General features: G+C 47.3%; 20 protein-coding genes. 3 read left to right on the top strand and 17 right to left on the bottom strand.

Translation table 11 applies throughout. The annotated features are described in order from the left end of the window. Positions 1–49: 49 nt before the first annotated feature. The 8 genes from ACYVUV_RS05110 to ACYVUV_RS05075 form a co-directional block, all read right to left on the bottom strand. Positions 50–784: a DNA methyltransferase family protein gene (locus tag ACYVUV_RS05110; protein WP_484499129.1), complete on the bottom strand. Its 735-nt coding sequence runs from the start codon at positions 782–784 to the stop codon at positions 50–52. Beyond that, entirely contained in the window at positions 784–5232 is a 4449-nt protein-coding gene (locus ACYVUV_RS05105; protein ID WP_484499128.1) for an Eco57I restriction-modification methylase domain-containing protein, read from the bottom strand. The genes ACYVUV_RS05110 and ACYVUV_RS05105 overlap by 1 nt, the downstream gene beginning before the upstream one ends. A gap of 121 nt (positions 5233–5353) precedes the next feature. Then, on the bottom strand, positions 5354–6076 hold the full coding sequence (locus tag ACYVUV_RS05100) for a Fic family protein (RefSeq protein ID WP_484499127.1): 723 nt from the start codon (positions 6074–6076) through the stop codon (positions 5354–5356). Between the two features lie 309 nt (positions 6077–6385). After that, positions 6386–7234 (bottom strand): LD-carboxypeptidase, encoded by an 849-nt coding sequence (locus ACYVUV_RS05095; protein WP_439774664.1) that lies wholly within the window; start codon positions 7232–7234, stop codon positions 6386–6388. A gap of 46 nt (positions 7235–7280) precedes the next feature. Beyond that, positions 7281–8705 (bottom strand): RsmB/NOP family class I SAM-dependent RNA methyltransferase, encoded by a 1425-nt coding sequence (locus ACYVUV_RS05090; RefSeq protein ID WP_484499126.1) that lies wholly within the window; start codon positions 8703–8705, stop codon positions 7281–7283. Further along, entirely contained in the window at positions 8698–9672 is a 975-nt protein-coding gene (locus tag ACYVUV_RS05085) for a hypothetical protein (protein ID WP_439774662.1), read from the bottom strand. The genes ACYVUV_RS05090 and ACYVUV_RS05085 overlap by 8 nt, the downstream gene beginning before the upstream one ends. After that, a complete protein-coding gene (locus tag ACYVUV_RS05080) occupies positions 9672–10412 on the bottom strand; it encodes an SAM-dependent methyltransferase (protein ID WP_439774661.1) in 741 nt (246 codons plus the stop codon). The genes ACYVUV_RS05085 and ACYVUV_RS05080 overlap by 1 nt, the downstream gene beginning before the upstream one ends. A 106-nt stretch (positions 10413–10518) precedes the next feature. Further along, positions 10519–10716 carry a hypothetical protein gene (locus ACYVUV_RS05075; RefSeq protein ID WP_439774660.1) on the bottom strand — a complete coding sequence of 66 codons (198 nt, stop codon included), beginning with the start codon at positions 10714–10716 and terminating at the stop codon, positions 10519–10521. Between the two features lie 240 nt (positions 10717–10956). On the opposite strand from ACYVUV_RS05075, the gene ACYVUV_RS05070 reads away from it, so the two are divergent. After that, on the top strand, positions 10957–11709 hold the full coding sequence (locus ACYVUV_RS05070) for a PrsW family intramembrane metalloprotease (RefSeq protein WP_439774659.1): 753 nt from the start codon (positions 10957–10959) through the stop codon (positions 11707–11709). Positions 11710–11784: 75 nt separating this feature from the next. Here ACYVUV_RS05070 and ACYVUV_RS05065 read toward each other — a convergent pair whose 3' ends face one another. From ACYVUV_RS05065 to ACYVUV_RS05050, 4 genes are all read right to left on the bottom strand, one after another. Further along, complete coding sequence (locus ACYVUV_RS05065) at positions 11785–12696, bottom strand: homoserine O-succinyltransferase (protein ID WP_439774658.1); 912 nt, start codon at positions 12694–12696, stop codon at positions 11785–11787. Between the two features lie 161 nt (positions 12697–12857). Beyond that, positions 12858–14288, bottom strand: coding sequence for an NADP-dependent glyceraldehyde-3-phosphate dehydrogenase (locus ACYVUV_RS05060; protein WP_439774657.1), 1431 nt, complete (start codon positions 14286–14288; stop codon positions 12858–12860). A gap of 100 nt (positions 14289–14388) precedes the next feature. Then, positions 14389–15909, bottom strand: coding sequence for an ABC transporter permease/substrate-binding protein (locus tag ACYVUV_RS05055; RefSeq protein ID WP_484499125.1), 1521 nt, complete (start codon positions 15907–15909; stop codon positions 14389–14391). Positions 15910–15912: 3 nt separating this feature from the next. Then, positions 15913–16836 (bottom strand): ATP-binding cassette domain-containing protein, encoded by a 924-nt coding sequence (locus ACYVUV_RS05050; RefSeq protein ID WP_439774655.1) that lies wholly within the window; start codon positions 16834–16836, stop codon positions 15913–15915. A gap of 336 nt (positions 16837–17172) precedes the next feature. Here ACYVUV_RS05050 and ACYVUV_RS05045 point away from each other — a divergent pair, with 336 nt between their 5' ends. Both ACYVUV_RS05045 and ACYVUV_RS05040 read left to right on the top strand, forming a co-directional pair. Next, entirely contained in the window at positions 17173–17634 is a 462-nt protein-coding gene (locus tag ACYVUV_RS05045) for an Rrf2 family transcriptional regulator (RefSeq protein WP_439774654.1), read from the top strand. 22 nt (positions 17635–17656) lie between these two features. Beyond that, a complete protein-coding gene (locus ACYVUV_RS05040; protein ID WP_439774653.1) occupies positions 17657–18517 on the top strand; it encodes an SDR family oxidoreductase in 861 nt (286 codons plus the stop codon). Positions 18518–18558: 41 nt separating this feature from the next. On the opposite strand, the gene ACYVUV_RS05035 is transcribed toward ACYVUV_RS05040, so the two are convergent. From ACYVUV_RS05035 to ACYVUV_RS05015, 5 genes are all read right to left on the bottom strand, one after another. Next, entirely contained in the window at positions 18559–19470 is a 912-nt protein-coding gene (locus tag ACYVUV_RS05035; protein ID WP_484499124.1) for a M48 family metallopeptidase, read from the bottom strand. Positions 19471–19621: 151 nt separating this feature from the next. Further along, positions 19622–20047 carry a hypothetical protein gene (locus ACYVUV_RS05030; RefSeq protein ID WP_439774651.1) on the bottom strand — a complete coding sequence of 142 codons (426 nt, stop codon included), beginning with the start codon at positions 20045–20047 and terminating at the stop codon, positions 19622–19624. Continuing rightward, positions 20040–20516 (bottom strand): Panacea domain-containing protein, encoded by a 477-nt coding sequence (locus tag ACYVUV_RS05025; protein ID WP_439774650.1) that lies wholly within the window; start codon positions 20514–20516, stop codon positions 20040–20042. Before ACYVUV_RS05025 ends, ACYVUV_RS05030 begins: the two co-directional genes overlap by 8 nt. A 293-nt stretch (positions 20517–20809) precedes the next feature. After that, complete coding sequence (locus ACYVUV_RS05020) at positions 20810–21310, bottom strand: GNAT family N-acetyltransferase (protein WP_439774649.1); 501 nt, start codon at positions 21308–21310, stop codon at positions 20810–20812. A gap of 85 nt (positions 21311–21395) precedes the next feature. Continuing rightward, positions 21396–21896, bottom strand: a complete 501-nt coding sequence (locus tag ACYVUV_RS05015; RefSeq protein WP_439774648.1) for a hypothetical protein — start codon at positions 21894–21896, stop codon at positions 21396–21398. Between the last annotated feature and the right edge of the window lie 320 nt (positions 21897–22216).

Here is a 22216-nt window from a genome sequence, read left to right as displayed (position 1 = left end):
AAAATGCATCCCTGGCATGAAAGATCATACTTAGGGATGCATTTTTAGCTTATTCTTTGTTTGTATCAACTAATTCTTCTTTGTAGACGTCAACAATTTGAACAGGCTTATATTGGAGATAAGAATCCTTTGATTTTACCTCATGGGTATCTGGATCAAAATCAGTAAATAAGTCGAGCTGTGAATCCTCTGGTACGACTAAGCCATTATCTGTCTGCTCGCCTTCAACAATTGACTCAAAGGTCTGAGTTGTGCGCTTAACCCAAATCCGGCCATCTTGCTTATATGAAGCCCATTCACTGAAAATGATAGGCTGATCTTGAACGTTCTTATAGGTCAGAGTGTTGCCTTGAACCATATTGGCATAGATGATGGTTTTAGCGCTTTTCAAGACCTTACGCTTACCATGCTCTGGTTGCCCCTTTGCCTTGAGTCCCCGAAGGTAGTCGACTACAAAAGTTTGGTACATGTTGTGCCGAAGCATTTTATAGTTATCTTCCATCAACTCAATGCCGTAAAGAGATGAAAGTGCCAGCAAAATTCTATCTTCATAGCTATCAACTGAAGTACTGCCCTCAAGTGCTACCTGCATCTTACGAGTTAGAATTTCAGTTAAAAAAGCTCCCTCACCAGCTGATGGTTCAAGAAAAGTAGCAGTTAGGTCATTTACCTTAGCACTAATTTCCGGTTGATCCAGCATCAGATCAACTATGCGCTTTGGTGTAAAAACTTCACCGACATCCTTGACCCGATCTGCCGATTTGATCAATCGTTCATCAGTCATTAATCCATTGCCTGCACTTTCGTTTCGATAAAGTTGATTTCGTCCTCAGAGAGATTATATTTCTTGTAAAGTTGCTGATCAATCTCTGGGATTGACTTTGTCCAGTCGATATCAGAGTTAGGGGTAAAGTCTTGAAGAGGGACGTATTCCCACTTTGCTCTAGTATTATCTTGAGTTGTTTTCAGAACACCTAACATTACTCTAGCAAACTTGCTCTTGATATAACTCAAACAATTTGCGGCTTCAATTTTAGTCGAGAAATCACCAATTGAAATAAAAGTTTCAGTTGCCCCGATCAGGGGTTCCCCGATCAGGGGTGTTGTTAAAGTTTCACCTAACGAACCACTACCATTTGCTTTTGGTACAAAAACCTTATAGTGATAAAAGCTGTCTGGGACATCTTGATATAGTTTCCGCCCCCACCAATATTCACGCGTTCTATTAGATAGACCTAAAAATCTAACATAATCATCGTGCCCATCGCTTGGTTTCTCTTTAAAGAAAACTACATCTTTTAGAACTCTGAAGGCACCTGAACCAACATCTTTTTTGTGCCCCTTGGATTGTAACTGTTCTATCTGAGGGTAATCTGCCAAAGCTTTATCGGACAACTTATATACGCCACGCCCAGATATTATTTCTGATAGAGATCCGCTAATTTTGGGGAGAACTTTTTTTAGAATGCCATTTAGTTCTGGGAATGCAGTAAAAATTTCAATAGGCTCAAATTCTTGATGCGTATCTCTCAAAGAGACAGCAACTCCACCTTTTATATCAGTATGTGGGAAGATGTTGCTGCTGTTTGCTTCATACAAAACAACTTTGAAATGAGGATCATTCAAAATCTTCTTATTCCATTGCTTTGACGTACCACCCGCATTAAATAAGAATCTGGCCGGAGTGATCAGCGTAACCAAATCAGATAGCTTATATGAGAGATCCATAAAGTCGCTATAAATCGGTGCAGCATAGTTATCATTATCACCTGTTGCAGAATCTTGATATGGCGGATTACCGATCACGACGTCGAATTTCATGTTTCCAAATAGCCTCTCAATCTTTCTAGCTTCAGCATCAACGTCGGTCTTAGCGTCCTTAATAATATTTTCGACGTATTCCGCGTTAACATCCCAATCCGAATTATACCCTCTCAGAGTCCGGGTCGCGATTTCCTTTGCCATTGGTGTCTTAGCCACGACAAAGATGTTTTCTCGCAGAATCTTTTGCCAAATGAACTGCTCGTCGATCAAACTAAACTTACCAGCCATCTGATCATTCATCTTTTGGAATTCCTTCCAGTACAGGGATGCAGCAGCGAACAACGGATAAAGCCCAGTCTTGGCGTTGATCTCTAAAATACGGGTATTCTCATGATAAACCCGCTCTGTATCTTCAGATGATACCCAATGCATCGCAGATTTACCATCAACGTATTGAGTCTCGTAATCGTCGTCATAATAAACAAGTCCGCCAATCGTCTTACCCAAATGCATGTTAACCACGCGCCATGGCGTAAGCACGGTTTCCTTGTCAGGATTTCTAAAAGTCCCAAAAATATCCGCGATCTTCTCCACCCGGTCAAGTGGATCAGCTTTATCCAGCTCTTTAACGCGTCTTCTGATAATCTTACCAGCTTCTACAAAGATCTCCGCGTCGTAATACGGAATAAACTGCTTGAACATTTCTTTTGTCACGCCAGCAGGCATAAATTCCTGCCAGGATACGTCGTCAACCCGGTTCATAAATTGCTGAATTGACACGTCTTCATCAAAGTCAATGTCCATCCCGTAGATCATCATCGGTATTCTAATTGAAATACCGCGCAAAATCGAAATCAAAGCCCGCCGCTGGCGCTTAAGAGCATTAACCTTGTCGATTGCTTCTTGCTCCTCTTTTGTCCGCTCTTTCGGCTTTTTCTTCTTGGCCTTTCTTGCAGTCTCTGACTCTTTGTCGGTCAAGCCTTGATTGTTGATGTCAATCTTTGTCTCTTGCTTTTCTTTCTTGGTTGTCCCAACAATTGCCTTCAGCTTGTTGAACTTATCAAGAATATCTTGACTCTCAATGTTCAAGAGCTTGTCTGAATAGATGGAATTGTCATCAAAACCAGACCGGACCGCTCTTTCCGCGTATGCCTTTTTAAGCTTGGTCAGCAAGGTGTTTACGTTGTAAACCTGCATCTTGTTGCCCTTCTCACCAATAATTGGCAAGAAGTTAAGCAACTTGGTCATCCGCTCTTCCTGTTCACCGCTATTCAGCTTGCCAGCACCTGTCGACAAGCTGCTTGCTTCGGCCATAACTGTCAAAGCCCGGTCCGGTGCAAAGTCGAAAATGTAGCAATTGGTCTTCTGACCGAAGGTTTCTGACGCATATGGAGTCTGCGCTCTGAAGGCAGCCTGCAGATATTGCATGGCACTGTTGGTGTTGGATAAGAACAAAACGCCAGTCCAAGGCTTAATTGTTACCCCAGTGGTCATCTTCCGCACTGTTAAGGTAATCGTCTTAGTCCTTGCTGGATCTGGATCCATTGCCCGGTTAACGCGCTCTACATCGCTTTGACTGGCTTCTTCATCCGCCGTCTTATCTCCGCGAACCACGTTAATTACTTTGTAGCCTTCTTCATGGAAGACCGTGCCAGGTTCATTGAGCAAGTCTTCTAAGGCGTTACATTCCTTAATCCCCGGCAGAATCCATAAAGTATGCCGCAAGTTGTTCCGGAAAGTCCGGTTGGCAAATGGATAGTTGGTTGGACCAGGTGAAGTAATGTTCTTTAAGAACTGGCGGACATTCTTCTCATGCACAAACTTGCCATTCTCATCCGTCCGGAAGAATTCCTTGAAGTTAAATGAGTATCTCCCTAAGCCATCCCCGGTAAAGTTGATGTCTTTAAAGTGATCGCTCATTTCAAAGGTGTACATGGAAACCTTTGGCAGGGTAGCGTATGGGTTGACTTCATTCGGGTGCTCTTCTGACCAGGCCAGCTTAGCTTCCTGCTCCATGGTGTAGTCCCAAGTGAAGATCTGCTCTTCGTCATAGTCTGATAGCAGGTTGAACGGAGTACCAGACAGTTCCAAAAGCTTGGTAGTCCGCTTATTGCTTAACACGGCATCAAGTACGTTCTGTGCTAAGTCAGTCTGCGTCCCTTCATGGGCTTCATCGACAATGACCAAGTCCCAGGCAACTGAGAAAACATCATGGTTCTTGTCACTGACCTTGCCACCGATTTCCGTTGAACCCCGCAGGTCTTGAATGGAAGCAAAGTAAACGTATGGCTTGCCTAAGTTTTCCAGCTCCTCAACTGATCTGTGGCCCCGGTTTCTAGAACCGTAGAGATAGCCAGCCTTGGTCATGCCGATCTTGTTAAAGTCGTCAAACCAACCCTCGTTAACCACTGGCCGGTGGGTCATAATGAGGACCTTCTTGTACTTAGATTCTTTTACTAAGCTTAAGGCAGTGATGGTCTTACCAAAGCGCATCTTTGCGTTCCAAAGCATACGGTTGTAGTGCTTGTATGCGGCCTTGGTCTTGTCAATCGCATCCCTCTGCTCTGGTCTAAGAGTGATCTTAACTTCAATTGGCTTCTGCTGCTTAGGAGTTTTGTTATCAAGCTCAATGGCACTCTTGCCATCTTTGACCGCCTGAATCGCCTTTTTGGCAGTTTCAAGATCAACCTTATACCACTCATCGCCTTCTAGCCCTTCAGCATGCTTGATCCCTGACCGCTCTAAGACCTCATGAACTGCCTCATCCCCAAACCATCTCTTGGTTACTGGTGAGTAGCCCAATTCAGCCCATTCAACAACGTATGGTACACCACCAGTTCTCATATACTGCTTAATTCGCTTATCAGCCCGGTCACGCAGATAATCGCTGTTAGGTCTTAAATCGTTGTTAAAGTCCTCTTCAATAGATGCCTTACCAACTTTTCTTGCCCCAATATAAGCCGGCCAATTGCCACTTGAATTGTCAGCAGTTTGAATGTAAATCAATCTTCTCTCAGAAGATGTGTAGTTTGTTTCCAGTTCTGGCTCATTAAACTTGCTATGAGTATCAACATGAACGTCATAATACTTGTTAGCAAACTCAGCCAGCAAGAACCAGATATTCTTCAGTTCAGTTAAACCAGTGTCTTTAGTAGCAGTTTCTTCAAGGACGTGTGCTTGAACGTTCCCGCTTCGCTTAACCTCGTAGAAAACATTGATCGCCCGGTCGGTTACGTAAGCGCCACGCTTGAGTCTGCTCAAGTTATCGTTAAATGTTGACCGCTCATCGACCTGCAAGTACTCCAGATCCATGATATCCCTTGCAAGCTGCTCAGCAATCTTTCTGACGTTGACTACCTCTTCAGAATAAAGTCCTCTGGCATACAGCATTTCAGCCCGCACTGCATTGACATAATATTTCTTGAAGTCAGGCTCATCGCCGTTTAAAAAGTCAAAATTACTCTTCATTTTCCCTTACCTCTAATTAGCTATTTACCATTATAAAGTAAGAAAGCAATTTTGGCGATACAGCCCAAAAAAGGCTAGTACTAACAACAGTACTAGCCTAACCTTATTTTCTCTATCTTCTTTACTCCAGTCCCAGCCATTTTCTGTTTCTTTCCTCAATTTCCCGGGTCTTGTCCATAGTCAAACCGCCCGGCATGATCCCAACCGAGGTCTGGTACAAGAAGTCATTCAAGTCATCTTGCTGGCCAGTCTCATAGAATTCAACCAGCTTGTGCCAAAAGTTTTCCCGCTCTTCAACCGGAATCGCCAGCATGGCCGCGTTATTTTGCACAAAAACATGGTTGGCCACCAACTGGGCAGTCCTCTTGTTGCCATCATTGAACCACTGCTCTCTGGCAATATGGCCAAACAAATAGAAGCCTTGTTTGATGGGATGTTCGATTTCCTTTGCCAGCCGCAACGCTTCTTCAATCTTCCCAATACCTGGCATCCCTGGCCTATAATCCGTCCCCGTAATCTTCACCGGGTAGCTTCTGATTTCTCCAGCCCCCTCAAACAAGCTTCCCCCGATAATCCGGTTGTATTCCTTCACCAGATCCAAGTCAACTGGCCGGTCAAGGTTGGCCAGCATGAACTCCATAGCCAGCTTCAGATTGTGCACGGTAATGACTTCCTTGACGGTCATCCCTTCAGTGGTTTTGCCCTTGCAGATCATCTTGACCTCCGGCAGGCCAATTCCTTCAACCAGTTCCGTATTGGCGATCTTCCAAACTATATCTGGCAAAAGCCTCTTTACTCCGTCAACCGCCAAATCGCGGTCAACCAGTCTGTATTCGTATTCCATAATCTTCTCCGCTCAAGAAAGAAAACGCGGTCCCGGCTCCTGCCGGGTCCGCGCTTATTTTCCGCCCGTTAAACCCCGAAACGATGGTTGTGTTTCAACCAGTCCTTGACCACTTCCTTGCATACGGCATAAATGCCGATCAAAAGAACGGTCGCAATCAACAATGCAAACATTTCCTCTGGATAGATAGAAACGACGATTGCAAATACAACGAATGCTACAAAGCATACCAACAAGTCAATAATCTTCTCGCTAAGCATCATAATCACCCGATTTCTACGGGACTTAGCGGGCGGGTTTATACTTTTATTATACGCCAGCTTCCTGGAAAATGCACTCTTGCCCCAGCCTAATCGCCTTAGCATCTGGTCGGTGGCCAATAAATTCAGTCCTGGCAATTGGAACATTTGCCGGCAGCAGGTCCAAGAGAATTTCTGCTGGCAAATGACTTGCTTTTAACCTGTCCAGCTCACTAAAGGTGCCGAGCAAAACACCGCTGATCTGGTCAAAAATCCCGGTCTCCCGGCACTGTTCAAGTAGACTAGCCACCAATTCTGGCCGGCCCCGGTAAGCTTCCAGCAACAAAATGCTGCCTGTAAAATCCGGCCAGTAGGGCGTCCCTGCCAGCTTCAGCAGGCAGCGCAGGTTGCCCCCGTAGACTGGACCTGCCATTTTACTGCCTCGGACAAAAGTTACGTCTAGCTCACCGAGCTCTTTTGCTACTTCTTTTCCAGCCAGCAAGCGGTCAAAGTAGCCGCTTTTCAGCAAATCCTTGTTGACCAGGCAGTTGCGCAGCTGGAAGTTGACCGCCTTGTTGCCGTTTTTAGCCAGGGCTGTCAAGATCGTGGTCAAATCGCTGTAGCCGTAAAAGACAGCCTGGCTGCCTTTGATCTTGCCTAGATCCAAATGTCCTAAAACAGTATTAGCCAAGTCCCCGCCAGAGATGTCAAAAATATGTCCCATCTCCGGATCTAAGAAGAAGCCCTCCAGTTCCCGGGCCCGCTTTTCTCCCCGGCCAATTAAAGTGTCATCGGTCAAAAATTCACTGACTTCGACTTCCAGTCCCCGGTCTTCCAAAATCTTAACCAATTGGTCAACAACTGGCAGATATGCTTCTTTTAAAGGATTTGAACACCCGACCAAGGCTGCCTTCATTATGCCATCTCCTTTTTTCACATAAGCAAAATTATGTAAAGCTGACCTTCTATTGCCGCAAGCCCTTAGGATAGTAGTTCTTCAGCTGCCCTTTGCCAGATAATTTCCCAAAGCTGAAAATCATCCCCCGGCAGGAAACCAAGACAAAGCCCTTCAAACTGGAGTTAACTTGCAGGCTTTCCCCATGCAGGTAGTGGTCATATTCTTCTTCAGTCAGGTCAACCACTCTTTCCTGGTCAACCTGCCCTAAAACTTCCGCCAGCTGGTGGCTTGGCTCAAAGCGCTTCTTCTTCAAGATTCCCAGTTCCAGGCCGTTGTTCAAAACCTTGATCCCCTTTAATCTATCGGGCGCAAGCGCCGGCACAAAGACGTGATCCTGGCTCTTCAGCATCTGGCTAGGCCAGGAAGCTAAACTTTCCGGCCAGTTGAAGCCGGCAATGGCTTCACTGATATAGCCGGATTCTTCCTTGCCCGGCCGCTCCAAGCTGTTTTTATCTTCTCTCTTCTTGCCTTTGCCCTTTTTCTTCTTATCCTTGTTTTTTCTGGCAGGAGAAAAAGCTTCTGCTGCTTCTGCTTCATAGCTTTCTTCGCCAGCAGCCTTTTGCAGACTGGCCACGAATTGGCCTTCACCGACTCCGTCTTGCGGCCAAAAGCGGGCGCACTGCTTTAAACTAGCATCCCCGTTGCCCCATTCCGGTCTGCCGGCCGCTGCTTTATCAGCCTTTATTGGCAAAACTTTAAAGCCGCATTCATCCATCAGCCAGCTGACGATCTCCTCGTCTTCTTCTGGTGAAAAGGTGCAAGTCGAATAAAGCAAATAGCCACCTGGCTTCAGCATCTTGACCGCTTCAGTCAAAATTTCCCTTTGCCGGTCAGCACAGAGGTCGACATTCTCCTGGCTCCAGTACTTGATGGCATCATCGCTCTTTCTGAACATCCCTTCCCCGCTGCATGGCGCGTCAACTAAGATCGCGTCAAAAAAGCCCGGAAAACGACTGCTCAAGGCAAAAGAATCGCAGTTGGTGACGACAGCGTTAGCTACGCCCCACCGCTCCAGGTTTTCCCGCAAAATTTTGGCCCGGGAAGGCGAGATTTCATTGGCTACCAGCAGCCCCTGCCCTTCTAATTTCTGGGCTAAAGCCGTACTCTTCCCGCCGGGAGCCGCGCACAAGTCTAAGACCTTGTCGCCGGGCTTAACCGGAATCGCTTGCGCCGGGAACATGGCCGCCGGGTCTTGCGAGTAAACAAGGCCAGCGGTCCATTCCGGGTCCTTGCCGGAAACTTCACCGTAATAAGCGTTAGGGATGCCGGGTACTGGCTCTTCTTGCGGATAAGTGACTGCACCCGTCTTTAATGTATTGATCCGGTAGGCCTTCTTGCTTGGCTCTTTTAAAGATTCAAGCAGCTTGCCTGCTTCTTCCTGGCCAAGCAGGCGGGTAAATTTCTCTTTAAACTGGTCTGGAATCTCAAGCATCCGCCATTTTCCCCTTTCTGTACAGATAAACTATCATCGCGACATAAACCGCCAGTTCAACCACGACTGTTCCCAGCAAAAGCAGGGCCAAAATGCTCCGGTTGCCATAGTAGGCCTTCCATACCAAAAGGAAGTAGGAGGCAAAGCCTTCCAGCACCATAAAGACGATAAAGCGCCCGCTCCGGTTCAAAAGGAGATTAGACAAAAGATCCCCTTTTACGTGACTCATGTCCGCCTCTTTCCAGGTCAGCCAGGCAATCAGTCCCATCAAAAGGCCCCCGATTCCCAGCAAAAAGAGGATCAAGATAGCTTCCGGCATGAGCAGCGTCAGCCGTCTTTGCCTCCCCCGCTTGACAAAGTCCGGCCAGTAGGTCTCACTCTTCAAGTGGCTGGCGATCTTGCCAATCGTCTGGCTGCTGGCGTCAACGTACAAGGTAAAGTGGTTCATCCGGCTTTGCCCGGTTTCCTGGTTAACTCCAGTCGTTAGGTAGTAGGCCTTGCTGGACTGATATGGAACAGCTTTAAGGCTGCCGACAACTGAGTAGTACTGGCCATTGGCAATTAAGTAAGTATTGCCCTGAGTCCTAATCTGGGAAGCCGCGGAAGATGGGGAGACCGCCGCGATGGTGACCTGCCCCTTGAAGTCGTCTTCACTGAAAAAGCGGCCGCTTGAAACAGGGAAATAGTTGAGGTCACGGTTTTGCGACCAGACCAGAACCTGGTTCTTGTCTTCCTTGCTCTTGAACTGCATCTGGATGCTTTCCTTAGGGAATTCCTTCTTGACCCACTTAAGGAAGGAAGCAATCGTCATCGTCTTTTTGGGCTTGACGATCCGGGCCTCCATGCTCATCCCCTGCGCCTGCAAAATTTGGTCAGCCAGCTGGGACTGCATGTTAGAGCAGACTATCCCGATCATGATAAAGAGGAAAAAGGTGGACAAGATAACAAAAAGTTTGTGCCTTTTCATCAGCTCACCTCAAAAAATTTTTCCTTGATGAAGTCGTATGATTTGAAACTGCGGTTGATCTTTCTGAGTTCACTTGATCTGACAAAATGCTTTTTGGACCAAAATCCCGGCGAGTTGGTGACTCCTTTTTCCCCGATAAACAAGAGCCGGGCCGCTGGAGCATAGTGCTGCTTGGCGGCAATGAGTTCCAGATCAGCCTTGCCGAAATTCGGTGCCCAGGAGCAAAGAATCAAGTCGCAAGCCGCGTACTTCATGATTGCCTGGTCAGCCGGCAGGTTTTCAACCCGGTAAAAAGGCTTCTTGCCGGTCTGGGAGCTCTTAGACCATTCTAAAGAGTCCGTAGCCCAGACTTGGATTCCGGCCTCACTTAAGGCTTTAGACCAGTATGCGTTGCCGGCCATGACTTCCAGGGCAGTTTCAACGCCTAATTCATCTCTGATCAGCTGAGCCGTCTCCATGTTGGGCAGAGACCAGATCCCATATTCCAGGGACAGGTACTGGCGGACATTGTTGAGTAGGTTGTTTAAAGCCCGCAGGTCCTTGATCTGGCTTTCAGACAAGTCCCAGGTCATTTCAGCAAAACGCTCATCACTGATGCCCAGGCTTTCCGGCGCGAAAAGCAGCATCCGCTGGCTGGATACGCACTCGTCGATCATTTTGATCTCTTTCACTTGCCGGTCTAATTCAGGATCAGCAAATTCTTTGGCTAAAGCAGAAATTTTTTCAATAAATTGTGTCATATGTATTCCTCACCAGTTGATTTTATCATTTACTTGGCGTTTGAGGTAGCCTGGACGATTGCAAAAAAAGACCCGGCTTTTTGCCAGGTCTAAACGATTCAATTACTTACAGATCTGCCGCCAGGTCGGCCATTTCTTCGTCAACCCCGTTGGCCAGCAGCATGTCACGCGTCTCAAGCTTAGCTGCATTCTTCTTTTGCACCGGCTTTGGAGCCGCAAGACCAGTTGCCTGCTCGGTCATCTTGCTGCTGACGCCATTGGCAATCATGGTGTCCATCAGCATGCTTTCTTCCTTGCTTCTCATTTTAAGCAGCCCTTCTTTCTGTAAAGCGCTTTTTTGCTTAAGAATATTATAGCACCATTTTAAACGCGAAAGCTGATTTTATGCTAATGACAGCGATTTCCTTATTTTCCAAACTTTTGCCAGGCTTTCCCTAAAAAATTAATTTCCCGTCCGCTTTTATTTTTTAAGCACTTTCTTGAAAAAAAGTCCCGCTTGCTAGTAAACTAGATAAGTGTACAAACAATAGAAAGTGGGTCCAACATGTTTTTCTTCTTCCTTGAACCAGTATTGATCTACAACTGGCTCCTTATCTTGGCCGCGGTCATCCCGGCCATCTTTTTGATGATCAAGGTCTACCAATCTGACCGGCTGGAGCCGGAAAGTCCCTATATCCTGCGAAGAATGGTCACCGGGGGAATCTGGTCGGCCGTAACCGCCGGCATCCTTGAGTGGATTGCCAACGGCGTCTTAACTTCTTTTGTCTCCCAAAAAGACCCGCTCTACAACGTCATCATGTACTTCGTAATCGTCGCTTACGCTGAAGAAGGGTCTAAATACTTCTTCTTAAAACGCCGGTCCTGGTTCAGTCAGGAATTCAACTGCCAGTACGACGGGGTCGTCTACGGTGTCTTTGTAGCTTTAGGCTTTGCCCTTTGGGAAAACATCTCCTACGTCACCATCTACGGCTTCTCTACTGCCTTAGTCCGGGCCGTAACAGCCATCCCTGGCCACGCCTGCTTTGGCGTCTTCATGGGGATCTTCTACGGCTTAGCCCGCGGCTATGCCTACCTGGGCAAAAACATCCGGTCCAAGTTCTTCCGCGTCCTTGCGATCGTCATTCCAGCCGCCCTGCACGGTAGCTACGACTATGTAGCATCGCTTAATTCCGCTGACGGCCAGTGGATCTTCCTGGCCTTCATCGCCGTCCTCTTCTTTATCTCCTTCCATTTGGTGAACAAGATGTCCAAAAACGACAAGTACTTCCAAATCGACCGGCGGAATTACCGCTTCTAACATGAAATATTTTCTAGCAAAAAATCTGTCCCCGCCTCCCTGGCAGGGGCAGATTTCTTTTTGCCCAAATATATATTAGTCCAGTTCTGCCAAATCGTATGGCGTTTCCTGGTAAACGGCGTAGTTGATCCAGTTGCTGAAGAAGGTTGAGGCGGCCAAACTCCAGGTCAAGCGCGGCTTTTTATCCGGGTCGTCAGCTGGGAAGTAGTTAACCGGCAAAAGCGGATTGATTCCAGCTTTAACGTCTCGATGGTATTCCTCAGACAAGGTGTCTCTGGAGTATTCCAGATGGCCAAAGCTGTAGATCTGCCGCAAGTCTCTGCTTGCCGCGATCGCTACGCCAACTTCCGCTCCCTCTGCCAAAATCTGCAGGCTGCTGCCTTTTAACTGGTCTGGGTAAATCGTGGTATAGCGGGAGTGCGGACAGCGGTAGGAGTCGTCAAAGCCGCGAAGAAGCGGACTAGTCCCTACTACTTCCTGCTCATAAATGCCGGACAGCTTCTTTTCCAGGGGCTGCTTGTCGATCCCGAAATGGTAATGTAGTGCCGCTTGCGCCCCCCAGCAAAGGTGGAGGCTGGAGTAGACATGGGTCTTGGACCATTCCATCAGCTGACAAAGCTCGCTCCAGTAATCGACCTCCTGAAAAGGCAGCTGTTCAACCGGGGCGCCGGTGATGATCATCCCGTCATAGCGCTTCTCCTTGATGTCAGCAAAGGTCCGGTAGTAGTTCTGCAAGTATTCGTTAGAAGTATTTTTTGACTTGTGGCTGGCCATGTAGAGGAATTCAACTTCCAGCTGCAAGGGCGTGTTGGCCAGGTGGCGGAGCAATTGCACTTCCGTATTGGCCTTCTTAGGCATCAGGTTTACCACCAGTATCTTTAAGGGCCGGATGTTCTGGGTCATGGCTCTTTGTGAGTCCATGACAAAAATATTCTCCTGCCTTAATACGTCAATGGCGGCTAACTGTTTGTCTAAAGTAATCGGCATAGTGCGTTCTCCTGTCTAAATTCTTTTGTTTAATTTACCATTCTTTCTGAAAAAATGCTAACAAAAGAATTAAGATTTTTGAACTTTTTTAAAAAGAAAAAGCCCGCCAAAGCGGACTTTCTTCTAGCAGACATGTGATAGTCAAATTTACTGTTTTTAAATTAATCTTCGATGTTGAAGACGACGGACTTGACCCGGGTCATGGCTTGAATGGAGTACTTGACCCCCTGTACGCCTGCCCCGGAGCTCTTTACGCCCAGGAATGGGAAGTTGTCCGGACCTCTTTGGGTCTTGTTATTGATGTGGACCGTGCCCACTTCCAACTTGCCAGCGATGGCAAAGGCCTTTTCAAAGTTCCGTGAGAAGACAGAGCTTTGCAGGCCGTATTCTGATTCGTTGGCGATCTTGACAGCTTCATCAGCTGACTTAACGCGGATGAATGGCAATACTGGCCCAAATGGTTCTTCCCAGGCCAGACGCATGTCGGTCGTCACTTGGTCCATCACCATTGGGTAGATCAAGTTGCCTTCGCGCTTGAAGTCAAACAGAGGCTTAGCGCCCTTTTCTTCAGCTTCTTCAATCAAACCTTGCACGTAGTCGGCAGACTTGGTGTCGATCAAAGGAGTGATGTCAGCGTTGTCTTCTGGCATGCCAACCTTCAAGTCCTTGACCAGGGCGTTGACCTTTTCGATCAATTCGTCAGCCACGCTATCCATGACCAGAACCCGCTTAACGGCAGTACACCGCTGACCGGAGTAGCCAAAGGCGCCGGCAACGATGTTCTTGGCCGTCAAGTCCAAGTCAGCGTCTTCCAAAACGATAGCCGCGTCCTTGCCTCCAAGTTCCAGCATGATTGGCCGCATCCCGGCCAGTTTGCCGATATTCTTGCCGACAGCACTGGAACCAGTGAAGTTGATGAAGTTGACTGCTGGGTGTTCAACGATGTAGTCGCCGATTACCCGGCCCCGGCCAGTAATGGTGTTGAAGACGCCGGCTGGCAGGCCAGCTTCCGCGAAGGCCTTGGCCAAAAGCAGACCGGAAATTGACCCTTGTGTCGGCGGCTTGAAGGCCACCACGTTCCCGCCCATCAAGGCTGGAGCGATCTTGGAGCCGGCCAGATTGACCGGGTAGTTGAATGGGGAAATTGCCAAAACCAGGCCAACTGGTTCCCGGCGGACAACAGCAATCTTGTTCTTGCTTGCTGCTTCAAAGTTGCCGCCTTCCATGACTTCCCCGTCCAAAGTTACGCCGACCTTGGCCGTATATTCAACGATTTCAGCCGTCCGGGTGACTTCGCCGATTGAGGACTTGAGGCCCTTGGCGATTTCCTTGGACAAGGTAGAACCGATCTTTTCAGCGTCCCGGTAGAGGATGTCAGCTGCCTTTTGCAGGTATGCGGCCCGTTCAACGTATGAAAGAGCCCGCCAGGCAGGAAGTGCCTTCTTGGCGCTGTCCATTACGTAGTCCACATCTTCGTGGGACATGGCTGGAACAGTGCCCAGGGACTTGCCAGTTGCTGGTTCAAAAATTTCAATAGCGTCAGCAGAGTCCCGCCATTCGCCATTGACATAGTTTAAATAGTGTTCTGTCAAGAGAGCAACTCCTTTCTTGGATCTAATCACATTTACATTCTAATGCTTTTCTAACCATTTTCAAGCCCTTTTGCAGAAAAAGTACCTACCAATTTTTAGATTAGAGCAGACCATGACCTTTAAGGTACTGGCGGGCCACCTTGCTGGCGCTTTCGTGCTTGACGGTCACCTTGTAGTTCATTTCCTGCATTTCAGATTCAGTGATCTTGCCAGCTAATCTGTTCAAGCTTTTTACCACGCCGGGATGCTTTTTAGCAAAAGAGCTCTTCATCAAAGGCGCTCCTTGGTATGGCGGGAAAAAGCTCTTGTCGTCCTTTAAGGCGACTAAATCATACTGCTTGATCTGCGGGTCGGTCGTGTAGCCGTCAACGACCTCGACCTTGCCGCTGGCAATGGCCTTGTAGCGGAGGGCTGATTCCATGGTCTTGACCTTCAAGTTCAGGCCGTATTCCTGCTTTAAGCCCAGGTAGCCGTCCTGCTGGCTGGCAAAGTCCGGGTCAAAGGCAGCAGTCAGAGTAGAATCCAATTTGGTCAAATCGCTCAAGGTTTTTAAGTTGTATTTCTTGGCAAAGGACTTCTTAACTGCCAGGTCGTAGCCGTTCTGGTACTTCATTGGCGGCAAAAAGGTCATCTGGTATTCCTTTTGCAAAAGTTTTTTAGACAGCTTGTAAGCCTTAACCGGGTCATGGGGAGTGGCAACTTTTTCCTTGACCAGACCTTGCAAGACAGTCCCGGTAAATTCCGGATAGATGTCGATCTTTTCCGTCTTTAAAGCATTGAACAAGAAGCTGGTCCCGCCGAAGTTGTTCTTGACGGTCACCTTGACATTGGGATTGTCCTTTTCAATCAAGTCCTTATACATATTGATCAAGATATCGGGTTCACTGCCCAGCTTGCCGGCAATGACGATTTCTTCTTGCTTTGGAGCAAAAAGCTTCGGTGCCTGGCTGATTCCAAGGCCGATGGCAAAAATCGCCAAAACAGCCGCCGTGATCTGGAAATGCTTTTTAGAGGAAGACATGAACTTGAGCAGGCCGGACATGGCCAGAGTCAAGATGGCAGACAGACCGGCACCAATCAAGAGATAAGTGTTGTTGTTCTGCTGGATCCCGATCATGATGTAGGTACCAAGCCCGCCGGCCCCGATCATGGCAGCCAGGGTGGCCGTCCCGATGATCATGACTAAGGAAATGCTGACGCCGGAAAGAATCATGGGCAGGGCCATGGGAACTTCTAATCTGAACAATTTGCGTCTTTTGCTAAGGCCAAAGGCGTCGGCCGCTTCTTCCAGGTTGGGGTCGATATTTCTCAAGGCCGAGTAAGTGTTCTGGTAGATGGGCATGATCCCGTAAGCCGTCAAGGCGATCAAGGCTGGAGTCGTCCCGATCCCGACCAGGGGAATCAAGAGGCCAAGCAGGGCCAGGCTTGGGATGGTCTGGATGATGCTGGTGATTTGGAAGACTACTTCCCCTGCTCTTTTGCTGTGGGCCAGGAGCATCCCCAAGGGAATGGCAATCAAGCAAGAAATTAAGAGGGCTTCAATAGATAAGAGCAAGTGCTCGCCCAAAGACTGCATGATTTGCCCCTGGTGGGTGGATATGGTATTAATCAATTCGTTCATTCTTTAGTCCCCCAATTTTCCGAAGTAGCGAAGCAGGTCGCTCGCCTTAATCTGATAATTTTCCCCCTGGTAGGCAAATTGCAGATAGCCATCAGTTTCCGGCAATTCAGCGATCTCTTCGACTTTTTCGACTTGCGGCAAGCCATCTCCTGTAATTTTCTCTACGTAAGGACTGGCCAAAAGCTCAGCCATAGTACCCAGCCGCGGCCGGGCGCTCTTGAAGAAGTCAGCCACAAAAGAGTTGGCCGGCCGCTGGACGATGTCTTCCGGGCTGCCGACTTGGAGCAAGTGCCCGTCCTTGACGACCCCAATCCGGTCGCCTAAATGCAGGGCTTCCTGCATGTCGTGGGTGACGAAGACTACTGTAGTTTTATTTTGCCGGTGGAGCTTAAGCAGGAGCTCTTGCTGCTGGCGGCGCAGGACGGGGTCTAGGGCGCTAAAGGATTCGTCCATCAAGATCAATTTTGGCTGGCTGGCCATGGCCCGGGCAATAGCGACGCGTTGCTGCTGGCCGCCGGAGAGCTCCCGCGGAAGCCGGGAGATGTACTTGTTGCCTTCAAGGCCAACTTGGTCTAGTAAAGTTAAGGCCCGCTTACGGCGGTCAGCTTTTTTGACCCCGGCTTCTTCCAGCTGGATGGTGATGTTGTCGCCAACTGTCAAGTTGGGAAAGAGGCTGCTGGTTTGCAGGACATAGCCTATATGCAGGCGGAGCTGGCGCAGGTCGTGGTCCTTGACCCGCTTGCCGTCCATGTAAAGGTCTCCATGGGTGGGTTCAGTCAAGCGGTTGATCATTCTGAGCAAAGTCGTTTTCCCGCTCCCGCTGGGGCCGACTAAAACGAAAAGTTCGCCGTCATTGATGGTTAAGTTGATCTTTTCCAAGATGACGTTGTCTCCATAAGCCATCCCGACGTTGCGGTATTCAATCATTTCTTTCTCCTTAGTAAATTTCCTCTGTGATCATGATTTACTTTTCTTGATTCATGTAACTCTAAAAGTTTCTTGTCTAATCATATTACCTTTAGCAAAAGTTGTAAAGTCAAAAGATACAAGTTTTTTGCTTTTTCTTTGGAAGCATTCTGTTTTTATTGCCCGAACATCCTTGAAATTTAGAGCTTATAATGAAAGAGCTAAGTTGTTCCCACCTTGCTTTTGCAAAAATCAGCTAAAATACTGCTTAAAGTGCAAGTTAAAAAGGACTTGCTTTTTACGCATCTCTGCTCTATATTAGTAATTAGAAAAGTTACATGTGCAAGGAGCAGAAAGATGAAAGTATCGACCCGTTTCAGTGACAGCATCCACCTGCTGGCCTTTCTGGTGATCTATAAGGGAAAGATTACCCTCTCCAGCAACAATATCGCTGGCTCGTTAAAAACATCACCCGTGGTGGTGAGACGGTTAATGTCCAACTTGAGGGATGCCGGTTTTATCAAAACGACCCACGGGTCAGCAGATCCGGAGCTCTTAAGAGAACCAAAGAACATCAGCCTGCTGGAGATCTATCTGGCAACTGAAGGAAGCAGTCCCCTTTTCGCCATCGACCATGAGACCAATCCAAAATGCATCGTCGGTGGCAACATTCAGCCAACCTTGACTGACTACTTCTCCCACGCGGAAACCGCGGCGGAGGCAATTTTAGGCAAGATCAGCCTGCAGGACGTGATCGACACGATTTTGGTCAAGGAAACTGCTAAAAAGCAGGCAGAAAACTGTAAAGCAAAAGAATGAACAGATAATGCGAGGAAAAGAAATGAAGTATACAATTACTGGCGCAACTGGCCACTTAGGCAGAGAAGTTGTTAAAGCTTTAAGCAAATTAACTGATATCAAGAACATCCGCCTGGCTGTTCGCAGCCCCCAGAAGGCGGAAGATTTTGCAAAAGCTGGCTATGAAGTCATGCATAGCGACTACTACGATGTTCCATCAATGGTCGAGGCTTTTACCGGAACAGATGTCTTGATTTATATTCCCAGCATTACTTATAACGTGGGCAAGCGGATCGAGGAATTCGAGAATTCCCTGGCAGCAATGAAGGAAGCCGGAGTCAAGCACCTGGTTGACGTCAGCTTCATGGCTGACCAGGCCAACAACCCCTTCCAGATGGCAGGCTACTACGCCTACCTGCCGGCGCGGCTGGCTTCTAGTAAGTTGTCCTATGCCGTGGTCAAAAATTCCCTTTACGCTGACCCCCTGGTCCCTTACCTGCCAGAATTGATTGAAAGAGGCGACGTAATCTACCCGGTTGGCGACCAAGCGATGAGTTTTATCTCAAGGAAAGACAGCGCGGAAGCTATTGCCAACGTTGCTGTCCGGCCATATCTTAGAGACAAGGGGCAGATTTACCTTCTGACCCAGGAAAAGAACTACAACATGGTTGAATTAAGCCGGATCATGACTGAGGTTACCGGAGAAAAGATCGGCTACCAACCGGTCAGCCTGGAGGAATTCGCGGATATCTACCGCTCTGAAGGCGACGGGGATGAACTGGCCTCCATGTATAAGGCGGCAGCCATGGGCTTGATGGACGGCGTTACTGACGACTTCTGCCGGATCACTGGCCATGCCCCGCAGGATATGAAAGACTTTTTGGCAGAGAACTATAAGAAATAAAGAAAAGGATGCAGCTCTAGTGAGTTGCATCCTTTTTTGCCTTATTCAGGCAAATCTGCCGTATGTTCCAAGCGGTCGATCCGCCGGTCTAAAGTTGGGTGGTCAGAGATCAAGTTGGTCCACCAGTGCTTGACCTGGAAACTGTTAAAGGCCAAGGCTGAAACCATTGGGTTTTCCTTTTGCTGCTGGTATTGCTGCTCAATGGCTTCCAGCTTTTTCAAGGCACCAACGATGTATTTTGGATTTCTGGTCAAATCGACTGAGCCGATGTCAGCCAGGTATTCCCGCTGCCGGGACATGGACAAGTTTAGCAATTTGGCGATTGGCAGGGCAACGATGAAAAGGCCGGCGCCGACTGCTAAAGCAATCGAACCAAAGAACCAGCAAATGCACTTGGTGATGACCCCGCCATCCATTTTAAACAAGGTCCAGCCAAGAGCCAGGAGGTAGATCGCCGCCAGGTAGATAAAGCTGGACAGAGCTGAGGTAATCGTCGTTACCCGCAAGTCATAGTTACGGATATGAGATATCTCGTGACCGATCACGCCTAGGAGTTCATCATGGTTCATAATTTTTAACAAACCAGAAGTAACGGCTAAGCTGGCATGCTCTGGGTCACGGCCGGTCGCGAAGGCGTTAGGGATATTGCTTGGGATGATATAGACTTTTGGCATGGGGATGCCGGCGGCCAAGCTCATCTCCTCCACCATTTCGTATAATTGAGGGACATTGTCTTGGGTGATTTCCACCGCATGGGTGATCCGCATCAAGTGTCTGGTCGAATAAAAGTAGATATAGACCATGTAAATGATTCCCGCGGCCAAAAAGATCACACCGGCCCAGATGGTCAAGTAAACCGTCAAAAGGACGGAAATAGCCAATAGCAAGACTGTAAAGCCGCCCAACACGATCCAGGTATTGCGTTTGTTTTGCTCGATTTGCTGATAAAGCATATTCCATCCTCAATTCTTTTCATAAAGCTAATTAAAGGATACTAATTGGATGGCTTTCGCGCAATAGATAATTACAGAGCTTTTTACTTATATTGCTTGCTAGGTTAAAAATAAGACTCCGAACGATATATTATCATCCAGAGCCTAGGGGCTAGTGCTTATATAAATTGAACTTTGTGTCGATTGCTAAAATATAGAAAATGTTGCTATTGATTTTACCAATTACTCGACCTTTGTCATTTAACCGAAATACCCAGTAGACGTCACCACAATCTTCTAAACGTCCGGAGCTTGAAAAAAATGGGTTAATGCTTAAAGAAACAACATTATCAGGAAGTTGTTCGAGGCCTTGCTCTTTTGGCCAGCCTAAGACAACTGATATTTCTTCAATTGAAAGCTTTTCTATTTTCTCCAACAACTTCGCTCGGACACTCTTGTTGATATTATAGTTGTTTTTATCGAGATTGTATTGTTTATCTCTTGTGAGAAAAGAAAAATTAAAGGCAAAATATGTCTTATACGTTCTTCTGATTCTTGAGCCATTAGACTTGCGTGTCCGAAAGTTGCTTTTAATCATCGACAACGAACACCTTACTGTAAAACGATTTTATCTTTTCGTCGCTGATCACATGGCTTTGCGGAGTGTCTTGCCACGGTTTCTCGTTATGTGTTTGAAGCATCAGATCATACGCTGAACTATGCCCATAAATGTCGTAGATACTGTTTAAGATATCAGCAGTTTGTTGGTCGTTCTGCAATTCTTTATAGTCTTCTACTGCCTGTGGATCTTTCGAAATGTCGCCAACAATTTCTCTTTGGCCTTTGTAACGATCATGAACTTCCTGCACAACAGGACCATACTTCCATGCAACAATATCGTTATCAAACATCCGCTTGCCCGTCACTACCAAACTAGCAGCTTGAATATAGTATAAGAGCTTCATGGCTTTCATCTGTGTTAATTCTTCAGCATTTGGGTCCAAACGTAACTCAGCGTTGTTTTTTACCCGCAACCAATTCACAACCTTAAAAACACTATAAGTCATTTTTCTACCCTCATTCATTAACCTTTATTTTGCCTATTATTATACGTTCAACACAGTTTGTCTCGCAAGCTACAGGCTTTGTCTTTCAATCCCCGTTCTACCAGCATTTCACCATTTAGTTATTTAGGTTAAGTACGCCCTGCTTCAGCCTTTGCATCCCGTCGATTACCAATTCTTTCGGGCAGGCCAGGATTTCCGGCGCGATCTTAAAATCCATTTCAGCGATCCACATCGGCAGCTCGTTTTCCTTTAAGCCGCCTCACTTGATGGAATTGCCCTGCCGCTTTGGCACATTAGCCTTCAATCTCTTTAATCATGTTGTACCAGATTTCCCCGGCATGCTCTGACTCAGCTTGCCCATGGTTGACGTAGCCATTCTTTTCGTAAAATGGTACCCGGTCTTCCAGGCAGGTCAAGGCGATCCGCCCCCGCTTCATTTCCTTAGCAGTTTCCGCGAATCTGGCCAAAAGCTGGCTCCCGATCCCCTGCCCCCGGTAATCCGGGTGAACAGCAATAGTCAAAACCATTTGGTTACCACCAAGTCCTGGCAGACTTTCCGTTTCTTTCTCATACATCCAATCTTCAATGTAGTCGTACTTGCTAGCAACGACTGGGCCGGTAATGAAGCCAATAACTTCATCTTTCAAATTTCTGGCTACCAAAAAGCTCCCGGTAAATTTCTGAATTCTCTCTTTGTACTGAGCGGGACTTCCGGCTTCTGCCTCATTGAAACCAGCTCTTTCGATTTCCACGATTCTGCCTAAATCTTCTGCTCTTGCTTGGTCGAATTTCAATGCTTTTTCTCCTTGAATGCAAAAAGCACGCCTCTGATATCCAGAGAACGCGCCTCGTTTATTTCTTTGTAAAAATTGTCAGCCTTTAGATAGCCATAGCATTAACTTCAGCAGCCACGCCCAACTTAGCCAGAACCAAAGCTGGAGTGTTGACGTTCTTAGCTACAGCGCTGCGAACTTGCTGGTTCTTGTCTTGGGCGAGCTTCTTCAATACAGCTGCGTCTTCGCTCAGCTTGGCTGCCAGGATCCGCAGGCTTGCGTAGTTTGAGTTAGTGTGCTTGCCCAAGAGAGCAACCCATTCCTTCTTAGCTACGATTTGGTCCAGCTTCAGCCATTCAGTAACCTTGCTCTTGCCAAAGTCAGTTACTTGACCCCAGCCACTTACTTCGTAAATGGTGATGCCTTCTTGGCTTGGGTATTGGCTGGCGTTGACAACAGCGTCTTCCAGCTTTTCGTAGATAGCCAGGTAGCGGTTGTGGTAGGTCTTGCCTGCCAGGTAGCTGCGGCCTTCACGGAAGAGCTTGCCTTCCTTAGCTGAGAATACAACATAGCCCTTAACTGCTTGTTCGATAGTTACGTTAGTCATATTTACCTCTCCTTGAATAAATTTAATGACATAGTATAGTACGAATGATATTTAATTTTCCCGGCATCAAGATTCGCCTTTAGCCATAGAAAAAGCCTTGTAAGCTTCTTTTCTTTATTTCCATAAGGCAATTCCTTAATGCGTTGAAACGATTATAACAGACAATCTCCCAAAATTGTGTATAAAAATTGTTTAATTTCTTTTCTTGCTTTTCTTAAGCAACAGGCTAAAGAAATTCAACAAATTCTGTTGTGTGCTTAAAAAAGTAAAGTTAAATGCTTGTAAAGCAATTCCAAATTATCTCTTAAAAATGCCAGGCA

It is taken from the genome of Lactobacillus sp. WILCCON 0149, assembly GCF_057197965.1.
This window is presented reverse-complemented; position numbering and strand designations above follow the sequence as displayed.

Bases quoted from the DNA above. Each gene is read 5' to 3' on its own strand.
- ACYVUV_RS05110 (WP_484499129.1), bottom strand. From the start codon at position 784: ATGACTGATGAACGATTGATCAAATCGGCAGATCGGGTCAAGGATGTC.
- ACYVUV_RS05105 (WP_484499128.1), bottom strand. From the start codon at position 5,232: ATGAAGAGTAATTTTGACTTTTTAAACGGCGATGAGCCTGACTTCAAG.
- ACYVUV_RS05100 (WP_484499127.1), bottom strand. From the start codon at position 6,076: ATGGAATACGAATACAGACTGGTTGACCGCGATTTGGCGGTTGACGGA.
- ACYVUV_RS05090 (WP_484499126.1), bottom strand. From the start codon at position 8,705: ATGCTTGAGATTCCAGACCAGTTTAAAGAGAAATTTACCCGCCTGCTT.
- ACYVUV_RS05085 (WP_439774662.1), bottom strand. From the start codon at position 9,672: ATGAAAAGGCACAAACTTTTTGTTATCTTGTCCACCTTTTTCCTCTTT.
- ACYVUV_RS05080 (WP_439774661.1), bottom strand. From the start codon at position 10,412: ATGACACAATTTATTGAAAAAATTTCTGCTTTAGCCAAAGAATTTGCT.
- ACYVUV_RS05075 (WP_439774660.1), bottom strand. From the start codon at position 10,716: ATGAGAAGCAAGGAAGAAAGCATGCTGATGGACACCATGATTGCCAAT.
- ACYVUV_RS05070 (WP_439774659.1), top strand. From the start codon at position 10,957: ATGTTTTTCTTCTTCCTTGAACCAGTATTGATCTACAACTGGCTCCTT.
- ACYVUV_RS05065 (WP_439774658.1), bottom strand. From the start codon at position 12,696: ATGCCGATTACTTTAGACAAACAGTTAGCCGCCATTGACGTATTAAGG.
- ACYVUV_RS05055 (WP_484499125.1), bottom strand. From the start codon at position 15,909: ATGAACGAATTGATTAATACCATATCCACCCACCAGGGGCAAATCATG.
- ACYVUV_RS05050 (WP_439774655.1), bottom strand. From the start codon at position 16,836: ATGATTGAATACCGCAACGTCGGGATGGCTTATGGAGACAACGTCATC.
- ACYVUV_RS05045 (WP_439774654.1), top strand. From the start codon at position 17,173: ATGAAAGTATCGACCCGTTTCAGTGACAGCATCCACCTGCTGGCCTTT.
- ACYVUV_RS05040 (WP_439774653.1), top strand. From the start codon at position 17,657: ATGAAGTATACAATTACTGGCGCAACTGGCCACTTAGGCAGAGAAGTT.
- ACYVUV_RS05035 (WP_484499124.1), bottom strand. From the start codon at position 19,470: ATGCTTTATCAGCAAATCGAGCAAAACAAACGCAATACCTGGATCGTG.
- ACYVUV_RS05030 (WP_439774651.1), bottom strand. From the start codon at position 20,047: ATGATTAAAAGCAACTTTCGGACACGCAAGTCTAATGGCTCAAGAATC.
- ACYVUV_RS05025 (WP_439774650.1), bottom strand. From the start codon at position 20,516: ATGACTTATAGTGTTTTTAAGGTTGTGAATTGGTTGCGGGTAAAAAAC.
- ACYVUV_RS05015 (WP_439774648.1), bottom strand. From the start codon at position 21,896: ATGACTAACGTAACTATCGAACAAGCAGTTAAGGGCTATGTTGTATTC.